We start from the raw sequence: 9417 nt of genomic DNA on the forward strand, positions 1-9417 counted from the left end.
CAGGCCGAATACATGAACGCACCCGACCGCCGCCGAACGTCAACATCCTTCTTGCACCGCGGGGGCCGTCCATACATGAAGCTTTCCACGAAGCAGTTGCCGGTCGGCTTGCCGGGGCGGGAGAAGTCCAGCGTCACCCCCCCGCTCGTAAGCCCAACGGTCCAGTACCTTTGACACGAACTCCGGGCCATGATCGATCCTGATCAGTTCAGGAGCACCACGGTGGTCCACGATCTGCTCAACAGCCTGCACCACGTGCTCACCCCGGATGCCGCCGTCTACAACAATCGCCAGGGCCTCGCGCGTGTCGTTGTCCATCAAAGTCGGGGCGCGGATCCGGCGCCCGTCGAACAGGGCGTCGGAGACGAAGTCCATCGACCACTGTTGGTTCGGCTTCACAGCCGCCCCGCGCTCCAGCCGTCGTGCTGCGGTGACGTGCCGCCGCGGACGTTTGCGGCGCAGGCTCAGACCTTCAAGACGGTACAGCCGGTAGACCCGCTTGCGATTGATCTTCCATCTTTCCCGCTGCAGCAGGATGTGGATGCGCGGGTAGCCGTACCCGTACCCGTACGGCGGCAATCTCACGGATCTGCAGTCTCAGAGGCGCCTGATCGTCCCGGTGGCCGCGATAGCGCTGCGAGGAGCGGTGGAACCGCAGCGCCCAGCAGCCCCGTCGCTCGCTCACCCCGAACGCGTCCTGCACATGGCGGACGAGTTCGCGCCGGCGGCCAGGCGTCAGGGCTTTTTTGCCAGCACCTCCTGCAGCATCGCCTTGTCCAGGCTGAGGTCGGCCACCGAGCGCTTCAGCTTGGCGTTGTTCGTCCGCTACGCGGCCTCATCCTGGAGCTGCCGCAACTGCCGCAACTGCCGGAGCTCCGAGGGCCCCGGGCCAACGTACTTCTGCTTCCAGCGGAAGAAGGTGGCCTCCGACATGCCGCATCTTGCGGCAAACCTCGGCCACCGCCGTACCCAGCTCTGCCTGCTTCAGGGCGAAGGCAATCTGCTCTTCCGTGTAGTGGCTCTTGCGCATCACCCAGTCTCCGTTCAGGGCAACAGTCCTGCCGGAAAACTCTCACAACAGCCGGGCCAATTTTCCAGTTTAAGGTCAGGTCTGATACCGCATCGCATCTTTTTGACGCGACCGGTGTAACCTTTCGGCCCCTCTCTACGAATGTGGAGCCATGTCCCTGCGCCCTTTACCTACCCTGGAGACGGCAGGCGTGAACCCGCAAGGTACCCGTGCCTGTGGACCGCCCGGTGCGGCCGCGTCGCCAGACCAGTGGAGCCAGTTGATGGTGGCGGCTCAGGACGGCAACGGGGGCGCCTACAAGCGGTTGCTGGCCGACCTGGCCGTCTGGCTGCACCGCTACTTCTCCCGCCGGCTCCCCCGGGCGGAGGTCGACGATGCCGTGCAGGAGGCGCTTCTTGCCGTCCACCGCAGCAGGCACACCTATGACCCCCGATACCCGTTGCTTGTATGGGTGAGCGCGATTGCGAAACGGAAGTGGGTGGATCAGCTCCGGGCCCTGGAGCACCGCTCGGCCGATGAACTCACCGACACGGTTGCGACACCGGACCACGAGGCTGCGGTGATCGGAGCCTCGGTGTTGACCAGCCTGCTCGGTGAACTACGCCCGGCGCAGTCCCAGGTCATCCAGCTGGTGAAGCTGGAGGGCTACAGCCTTGAGGAAGCCTCTTCCCGGACCGGCCAGTCTATCGCCGCCGTGAAGGTGAACATCCACCGCGGCATCGCCCGCCTCCGAGCCCTCATCATGGGGAACACCGATGTCGCATGACCGTCTCATCAGCGAGCTCTCGTCCCACCTGACTCCCGTCCGCCGGCGCAACATGGCGCGCGAGGCAGCTTGGCTCGTCGGCCTTGGTGCGCTGCAACTGGCGGTCTTCCTGGGTTCGGGATTGATGCGCCCTGACATGGGTGACGCGGCCGGCCATCCCTTCATGTGGTGGAAGCTGGGAGGCCTGGCGCTGCTTGTCGCGACCAGTGTCCTGACAGCGGTGCGGTCGTTCTCGCCGGTGGCGTCGCCGCGTCGCGGCCTTGTCTTCTTGGTCATCGCAGCTGGATTGATGGCGATGCTCGGCGCGATCGTCAGCCCCGGCGGCGTGGTTGCCCCGACGCTGGCGGGCCGTCTCGCCCCCGTGCATGGTCTCATCTGCGCCGCCAGCATCGCTGTCCTGGCACTGCCCATGCTTGGAATGCTGGCGTACCTCATGCGCAAGGGCGCCTCCGTCCATGCGGAGTCCAGCGCACTGGCCGTCGGCATGGCCGGTGGCAGCTGGGGCGCTTTCGTGTTCGCCTTCTGCTGCCCGGTGAACGATCCGCTCTACATCCTGGCCTGGTATTCGCTCGGTTGTGCGGCCGTCGTGCTGCCGGCCCGGTTCATCCTGCCGAAATACGCCGCGCTGTGATAGCGCGCCGCTGAACCTCGCGTCGACCACGGATCAGCGGGGAAACTGCGCCCGCACCAGGTTCGCGCCTGGCTGCGGGTGCAGCGCCGCGACCGCGCCTCATCCGAGAGATCGAAAGTCTTTCGATCGCGCGAGGATTTTCGCCGATGATGAGTAACCTTCCTGTCCTTCCACGCGAATAAAGGACCATGCCGCTGCGCCTGGCACCGTTCTCTCCGGGCCCGCGGCACTCCCTTCCCGGCGATCCGAAGACCGGATCGTCACCACAACAAGGAAGATCATTCGCATGACCTGCAAGCATGGCCTGATGGCCACCCTGGCCGGGTTTCTGCTGCTCGGCGGCGTCGCCGTGGCCCAGCCTGCTCCCGCGTCCCCGCGCATCCGGGGCACCATCGACAGGATCGACGGCAACACCCTGGCCATCAAGCCGCGTACTGGCGCCGCTGTGACCGTCACGCTGGCGGGCGACGCCCGGATCGTGGGCGTGAAGAAGGCTGACCTGTCGGAAGTCCAGTCCGGCAGCTACATCGGTGCCGCCAGCGTACCTCAGCCCGACGGGACCGCCAAGGCGCTCGAGGTCACCGTGTTCCCGCCCAGCCTGAAGGGCGTGGGCGAAGGCAGCTTCGCCTACGACCTCGGCAGCAACAGCACCATGACCAACGGCACCATCGGCGATCTGGTCGTGTCCAATGGCCGCGTCATGACGGTGCACTACAACGGCAACGGAACCGGCGAGAAGAAGATCTTCGTGCCGGAGGACGTTCCGATCGTGCTGCTGGACCCGACGGCCACCAAGGCGCAGCTGACCGTTGGCGCCCATGTCATCGTGGGCACGGCCAAGGCCCCTGACGGCAGCCTGACCGCCAAGCTTGTCAGCGTGGGCGAGAATGGCCTGGTGCCGCCGATGTGACCGCGTCCCGGGGCGCCACCCGGCGCCCCAGGGCATCTCCATGGGACGATTGCCACATGACCCACGACCCCGAACCGATCCGCTTCGTTGCGGTACACCCGCTGGTGGTCCGGATCACCCACTGGCTGAACGCCATCGCCATGGTCTGCATGATCATGAGCGGCTGGCAGATCTACAACGCGTCTCCGCTCTTCCCGTTTACCTTCCCGCGATGGGCCACCCTCGGTGGCTGGCTCGGCGGTGCCATCGCCTGGCACCTCGCCGCCATGTGGCTTCTGGTCGCTAATGCGCTGGTCTACTTCGCTTACGGTCTGGCCGGGCGGCACTTCCTGCGCGCCTTCCTCCCGCTCACCCCGCGGCTGGTCTGGCGCGACCTGTTGGACGCCCTGACGTTCCGGCTAAAGCACACGGTAGGCGCCTACAACGCGGTGCAGCGCCTGGCCTACGTCGTCGTCCTGCTGCTCGGTCTTCTCGCCGTTGCATCCGGTCTGTCGCTGTGGAAGCCCGTGCAGCTGCACGGCCTCGCCGCACTGCTCGGTGGCTACGAGGTTGCCCGCCGTATCCACTTCCTCGCCATGGCGGGCATCGTTGCGTTCATCGTCCTTCATCTGACACTGGTCGCTCTCGTGCCGAGAACGCTGGTCAGCATGATCACCGGCCGCGCCCGCATTCCCGCGTCCCACGCCGAGGTCGAGCCATGAGCGGCGATATCAAGCTGAGCGACCATAGTCCGGCGCTTCGGCGCGTCGAACGGCGGTTGCACCGTCGCGGCCTGCTGCGCGGCGGCCTGTCCCTGGGCGGCCTCACGCTCCTCACCGGCTGCAATCTCTCGGACGGCGATACGGTCGATCGGCTGCTCTGGGCCATGTCGCGCTTCAACGACAAGGTTCAGTCCTGGCTGTTCGATCCGGACCAGCTGGCTCCCACCTTTGCCGAGAAGGACATCACCACACCCTTTCCCTTCAACGCCTTCTATTCCGAGGACAGCACCCCCGAAATCGACGGCGACACCTGGAAGCTCGAGGTCAGCGGCCTGGTCGACGACAGGACGCCCTGGACCTTGTCCCGCCTTCGCAGCTTGCCCCAGGAAAGCCAGATCACCCGCCACATCTGCATCGAGGGCTGGAGCGCCATCGGCCAGTGGAGCGGCGTCCCGTTCCGCACCTTCCTTCAGCGCATCGGCGCCGATACCCGCGCCCGCTATGTCGGCTTCAGGTGCGCCGACCGCTACTACTCCAGCATCGACATGGCCACTGCGCTGCACCCGCAGACCATTCTGGCGTTGGACTACGGCAAGGACCCGCTTCCGGCCGAGTACGGCTTCCCGCTGAAACTCCGCGTGCCCACTAAGCTCGGCTTCAAGAACCCGAAGCACATCGCCGCGCTCTTCGTCACCAACGATTATCCGGGCGGCTGGTGGGAGGACCAGGGCTACAACTGGTTCAGCGGTTCCTGACTTTGCGCCGGCAGCACAGAACTGTGCGGCGTGAGGAACCTCGCCGTCGACGAGCCTCTGACCTGCGTCCCACAGCGGGCGGATCTACCGGAACCGCGCTGCCTGATCGTCGAGGCGGCGAACGCTCGTGCCGGGGTCCCCTCATAACAAGCAGCAGGATCAACACCGCGAAGGATCATTCTGGCGGATGGCAAGTATCGGTAATGCCAATTGGTCAATCGGGCACGACTGATCCATATCATCCCTCAACAGAGCGGCTCACGCCGCAACACAGACCTGAAAGACCTTTCATCATGTTCCGCAAGCTCTTCCTCTCCGCCGCGCTGGTGGCCTCCTTCTCTGGTGTGGCTCTGGCCGATGGTGGCGACACCAACATCGAGCAGTTCATGGCCTCGCAGCCGCATGGCTCCAGCATCTCGAACGGCACGCCAGTGATTGTCGACAATCAGGGTGGTCAGCCGGTGATTGCGTATCGCGGTGTGACCAATCAAGGCTGGGGTACCGGCATTGCTGTCATCGTGGACAACCAGGATGGTCAGCCGGTGATCCGGTACGAACAGGGTAGCAGAAGCGGCTCTGCCCTGGCCGATGTGAATAACGGCCAATCCCCGGTACAGATCAACTAAACTGAGCCTTCAACAGGACCGATCTTGGAAGTGCGGCGGGGCGGCAGCCCTGCTGCACTATGTATTGAGGTGCGATAAACTAAGAAAATGCCGATGTTTCGGCTCCCTCATCAGCACTTCATCTACGCAACCAACCCTCAAGATCTTTCCTGCGCGCCACCACAAGACATCAGAACGATAATCTTTGTTATCATGCTTCTAAACTCTTAGGCAGCGCGATTTTTTTCGACGCGAAAAGGTCGCTTGGCGGCAGGTGTCATAGCTAAGCGGCTATTCGAAGCTGTTAACGCATCCGGGGCAGACTGTGACAGGCTATCTCTGATGCGGTCATTCCGTCCCCCGGTTCTCTGTCAGTCCACCTTCTTCCGGTGGAACATCCCCGTCACGGCCCTTGTCAGCGGTGCCAACGCGTACTCTACGAGTGGGATGGCTAGCGCACCCATCACTAGCCCGAGTACACCGGAGAGTGCGGCGGTCACCAGCCAGGATACCGCGCCGGCTAGCGCCGGCAGCAACTCACCTGCCCGGTACGCCAAGTCGTGTACAATGTGGCCGGGCACGGTGACGCCAAATTCCTCCAGTCCGTGCAACAGAATGCCACCGCCGACCCAGAGCATCGCCGCGGTGCCGATGAGTGCCAGGATGCGCAGGAAATGCGGCATGCCCACCACCAACCCGCGGCCAAGCACCTGGGTGAGCGGCCGCAGCATTCGGTCGGCGCCGTTGGGTGTTTGAGCCGAGGCCTGGACCACCGGATTGGTAGCGCTGCGGCTGACTGCATCTGGTATCGGACCCGCCGCCTGTGGCACCATGCCGCCGCTGCCGCGCAGGCCCAGCAGGGTAGAGGCCGGGCGCTGGTTAACTGCCAGCGCGACGCCAAGGTCGTCGGCCTTCACGATCAGCGCGACCGCGCCATAGACCAGCAGCGTCACGCCGGTGCCAACTGCCGCCAGGATTACCGCCTGTGCGAGGGTGGACTGGTCGGACAAGCCCGCCAGGGTCAGTGCCATGATCTCGGCGGAGAGAATGAAGTCGGTCTGGATGGCGCTGCGCACGCGCTGCTGCTCCAGCGCGAGCGGATCCTGAGGCGCGGCACCGACCTTGTCCTCGTGGTGCTCGGCGGCATGGGGACGCAGAGCATGCAGCACCTTTTCGGCGCCCTCGTAGCAGAGATAGGCGCCGCCCAGCATCAGCAGCGGCGTGATGCTCCAAGGCGCCAGCCAGCTCAGCGCCAGCGAGCCTGGCAGCAGATACAGCAGCTTGTTCTTCAGCGAGCCAAGCGCGATCTGCCCGACAATGGGCAGCTCCCGCCTGGCGGCGAAGCCGACAACATAGCGTGGCGTCACCGCCGCATCATCGATGACGACGCCAAGCGCCTTGGTGCCAGCCTTGGCAGACTGGGCCGCGACATCATCCAGCGACGCTGCTGCCACCTTGGCCAGGGCCGCCACGTCGTCCAGCAATGCGATCAACCCAATGCTCACGAGATCGTCCTCGCTTCGTACTGGTGACGGAAATATCACCTTCTGGGCAAAGCACCGGAAGTGAGGGCGTTGCAGGCTGAGCACAAATTCCGAGACCCTGGTGACGGCTCTCACTCAGCCTTGCATTATGGGAGGCGCCTTCTGGCCACGCCTGTTGCAGCCAGATCTGCTAAGATCGGCGGGAAAAAGGGGGAGGGACACGCTGGACGATGATAAGCCCGCTTGTGGAGGCCGCGCCGATGTGATCAAGAGCCAGGAGCTCCGGGTGGAGCCCATAGCCGTAGATACCTGCCTAGCACTGACCTCAACAGCCGAGAGCGCGTCCCGTGTCACCTCCCAGAAACGATCGTCAGCGACCTTCCCGCCGCCGCGGCTTCGATGACGACAACTATTCGGGTCACTCGACCCCTTTTTCCTTCCCGAGCTCTGGCGGCGGATTTGCCGCGCCCGAGATTGCGGCCACGGTGAAGTGGTACAACACGGAGAAGGGCTTCGGCTTCGTTGAACTGGCGGATGGCTCAGGCGACGTCTTCCTGCACGCCAATACCCTGCAAGCCTCCGGCATTCAGGCAGTCAGCCCCGGCGCGACCCTGCAGGTGCGGGTTGGGCAAGGGCAGAAGGGGCGCCAAGTCGATCAGGTCCTGTCGGTTGACGAGAGCACTGCCGGACCAGCAGCACCGCAACGCGAGGCATTTGGCGCGAGGCCGCCGCGACCGCGGGAGCCCCGGCGGGCGGTTGACCTCAGCTCCGCAGTCGAAATGACAGGCACCGTGAAGTGGTACAATCCCGATAAAGGGTTCGGCTTCATCAGCCCGCAGGACGGCGGCAAAGACGTTTTCGTCCACGCGACAGCACTTGAGCGAGCTGGTCTGCCAACACTCCAGGAAGGTCAGCGTGTCCGGATGCAAGTGGTTCAAGGCGCCAAAGGAGCCGAAGTCGGATCGCTGCAGGCTGACTAATCTGTGCCGTGAAATTGGTTAAGCAGGATAACGGACAGTTTAAGAGAAACGGCACTGCCAGCCGTTGCGGCGCAAGCTTTTAGCTGCGGATCGTGAAGCGCTCATCGGCTGTAAGCCAGCGCATGCGATGGTCTACGGCGCGGCCGTAGACCATCGCATGCACAAAGGCACGTCCTGCCTCTGACCAGCCCCTCTTCACTGGTCCGGGCAAGATTTTAGTGGAGCATGGCCAGAGGCGGGGGCGATGAACCATTGGGATCGGTATGGGGCACTGGTCTGGCGCTCTCCGGCATGATCACCTCGGGGCTGGCGGTTTGTAGCCCAGCGAGGAATGGGGGCGGGCGGTGTTGTAGTGCACCCGCCACTGCTCAATCAGCACCCTGGCTTCGACCAGCGTGTTGAACACCTCGCCGTCGAGCAGCTCATCGCGCAAATTGCCGTTGAAACTCCCCACATAGCCGTTCTTCCAGGGACTGCCGGGCTCGATGAAGGCAGTCTTCGCGCCAACGCCGTGGACCCAGCCTGGTACAGCCTTGGCCACGAACTCAGGGCCATTGTCGGAGCGGATATGCACGGGCGTGCCGCGGGCGATGAACAGATTCGCCAGCACGTCGATGACTTCGAGGGAGTTCAGCTTGCGCGCCAGCCGGATCGTAAGGCATTCCCGGGTGAATTCGTCCACCACGTTCAGCATGCGGATCTTGCGCCCGTTACACGTCCGGTCCTCGACGAAGTCATAGGCCCAGACGTGGTTCGGCCGTTCAGGATGCAGCCGTACGCAGGAGCCGTCGTTCAGCCAGAGCCGCCCACGTTTGGGCTGCCGAGCAGGCACCTTCAGACCCTCACGGCGCCAGATCCGCTCCACCCGCTTATGGTTGCAGTGCCAACCCTCAGCCTGGAGCAAGGCCGTGATCCGGCGATAGCCATACCGCCCGTACTGCCGTGCCAAGCCAATAATCTCCGCCGTCAGCGCCGCCTCGTCGTCCGGAGAGACTGGCGCCTGTCGCTGCGTCGAGCGATGCTGACCCAGCACCCGACAGGCGAAGCGCTCCGAGACGCCCAACGCCGCCGTGACATGCTCCACGGCCGCCCGACGACGCGCAGCGCTCAGAAGTCTCCCGACGCGGCTTCCCTGAGTACCAGGTTCTCCAGCGTCAGATCCGCCACGACCTTGCGCAACCGGCCATTCTCCTGCTCCAACCGCTTCAGGCGCCTCGCCTGGTCCAGCTTCAGGCCGCCGTATTCTGACCGCCAGCGATAAGAGGTCGCCTCCGTCACCTCAATCGCCCGGGCACCCTCGGCCACCGTCTTCCTCTGCGCCACCAGCACCTCGACCTGGCGTAGCTTGACCACGATCTATTCTGGTTTGTGCTGCTTCTTCGCCATCTCCGCCTCCTCTCCGCGTCCGGACCATCTCACATCACCGGCGGTCCACTTTTAAAGGGGAAGGTCGGCTTGGACTTGCTTCGATTTAGGCTCATGACCTATTAATGAGCCTCTTGAGCTTTGATCTTGCTGTGATTCCATGGCGTCGGAGGTGCTGCCATGGCTGACC

At 64.2% G+C, this 9417-nt stretch carries 9 protein-coding genes and 1 pseudogene; 7 read left to right on the plus strand and 3 right to left on the minus strand.

Features of this window, described 5'->3' with window-relative positions:
• Nucleotides 1–77: 77 nt before the first annotated feature.
• Nucleotides 78–1030, minus strand: a pseudogene (locus EBE87_RS30080) (IS3 family transposase); the annotation flags it as partial.
• Nucleotides 1031–1181: 151 nt separating this feature from the next.
• Here EBE87_RS30080 and EBE87_RS26685 point away from each other — a divergent pair.
• The 6 genes from EBE87_RS26685 to EBE87_RS29545 all read left to right on the plus strand — a co-directional run bounded on the left by EBE87_RS26685 (nucleotide 1182) and on the right by EBE87_RS29545 (nucleotide 5419).
• Nucleotides 1182–1796, plus strand: coding sequence for a sigma-70 family RNA polymerase sigma factor (locus EBE87_RS26685; RefSeq protein ID WP_233553395.1), 615 nt, complete (start codon nucleotides 1182–1184; stop codon nucleotides 1794–1796).
• Entirely contained in the window at nucleotides 1786–2427 is a 642-nt protein-coding gene (locus EBE87_RS26690; protein ID WP_120640372.1) for an NrsF family protein, read from the plus strand. Before EBE87_RS26685 ends, EBE87_RS26690 begins: the two co-directional genes overlap by 11 nt.
• A 286-nt stretch (nucleotides 2428–2713) precedes the next feature.
• Nucleotides 2714–3337 (plus strand): hypothetical protein, encoded by a 624-nt coding sequence (locus EBE87_RS26695; protein WP_120640373.1) that lies wholly within the window; start codon nucleotides 2714–2716, stop codon nucleotides 3335–3337.
• A gap of 56 nt (nucleotides 3338–3393) precedes the next feature.
• Complete coding sequence (locus tag EBE87_RS26700) at nucleotides 3394–4038, plus strand: cytochrome b/b6 domain-containing protein (RefSeq protein WP_120640374.1); 645 nt, start codon at nucleotides 3394–3396, stop codon at nucleotides 4036–4038.
• On the plus strand, nucleotides 4035–4793 hold the full coding sequence (locus tag EBE87_RS26705; protein ID WP_120640375.1) for a molybdopterin-dependent oxidoreductase: 759 nt from the start codon (nucleotides 4035–4037) through the stop codon (nucleotides 4791–4793). The genes EBE87_RS26700 and EBE87_RS26705 overlap by 4 nt, the downstream gene beginning before the upstream one ends.
• A gap of 293 nt (nucleotides 4794–5086) precedes the next feature.
• The gene (locus EBE87_RS29545) at nucleotides 5087–5419 is read left to right on the plus strand and encodes a hypothetical protein (protein ID WP_199707801.1); all 333 of its coding nucleotides are present in this window, start codon (nucleotides 5087–5089) and stop codon (nucleotides 5417–5419) included.
• A 350-nt stretch (nucleotides 5420–5769) separates the two neighbouring features.
• Here EBE87_RS29545 and EBE87_RS26715 read toward each other — a convergent pair whose 3' ends face one another.
• Nucleotides 5770–7017 (minus strand): DUF808 domain-containing protein, encoded by a 1248-nt coding sequence (locus EBE87_RS26715; protein WP_233553396.1) that lies wholly within the window; start codon nucleotides 7015–7017, stop codon nucleotides 5770–5772.
• A 212-nt stretch (nucleotides 7018–7229) separates the two neighbouring features.
• Between EBE87_RS26715 and EBE87_RS30450 the strand changes: the two genes are divergently transcribed.
• Nucleotides 7230–7862, plus strand: coding sequence for a cold-shock protein (locus EBE87_RS30450; RefSeq protein WP_120640377.1), 633 nt, complete (start codon nucleotides 7230–7232; stop codon nucleotides 7860–7862).
• A 295-nt stretch (nucleotides 7863–8157) separates the two neighbouring features.
• Here the strand turns inward: EBE87_RS30450 and EBE87_RS26725 are convergent.
• Nucleotides 8158–9218, minus strand: a protein-coding gene (locus EBE87_RS26725; RefSeq protein ID WP_233553398.1) for an IS3 family transposase whose coding sequence is annotated in 2 segments (ribosomal slippage) — nucleotides 8158–8984 and nucleotides 8984–9218 — 1062 coding nt in all. Because the reading frame shifts where the segments join, the coding sequence is not laid out codon by codon here.
• Nucleotides 9219–9417: the final 199 nt, after the last annotated feature.

This window comes from Teichococcus wenyumeiae, from assembly GCF_003696345.1.
Classification (GTDB): Bacteria; Pseudomonadota; Alphaproteobacteria; order Acetobacterales; family Acetobacteraceae; genus Pseudoroseomonas; species Pseudoroseomonas wenyumeiae.

Coding starts and splice junctions, on each gene's coding strand:
- EBE87_RS29545 (WP_199707801.1), top strand. CDS start 5,087: ATGTTCCGCAAGCTCTTCCTCTCCGCCGCGCTGGTGGCCTCCTTCTCT.
- EBE87_RS26705 (WP_120640375.1), top strand. CDS start 4,035: ATGAGCGGCGATATCAAGCTGAGCGACCATAGTCCGGCGCTTCGGCGC.
- EBE87_RS26685 (WP_233553395.1), top strand. CDS start 1,182: ATGTCCCTGCGCCCTTTACCTACCCTGGAGACGGCAGGCGTGAACCCG.
- EBE87_RS26695 (WP_120640373.1), top strand. CDS start 2,714: ATGACCTGCAAGCATGGCCTGATGGCCACCCTGGCCGGGTTTCTGCTG.
- EBE87_RS26690 (WP_120640372.1), top strand. CDS start 1,786: ATGTCGCATGACCGTCTCATCAGCGAGCTCTCGTCCCACCTGACTCCC.
- EBE87_RS26700 (WP_120640374.1), top strand. CDS start 3,394: ATGACCCACGACCCCGAACCGATCCGCTTCGTTGCGGTACACCCGCTG.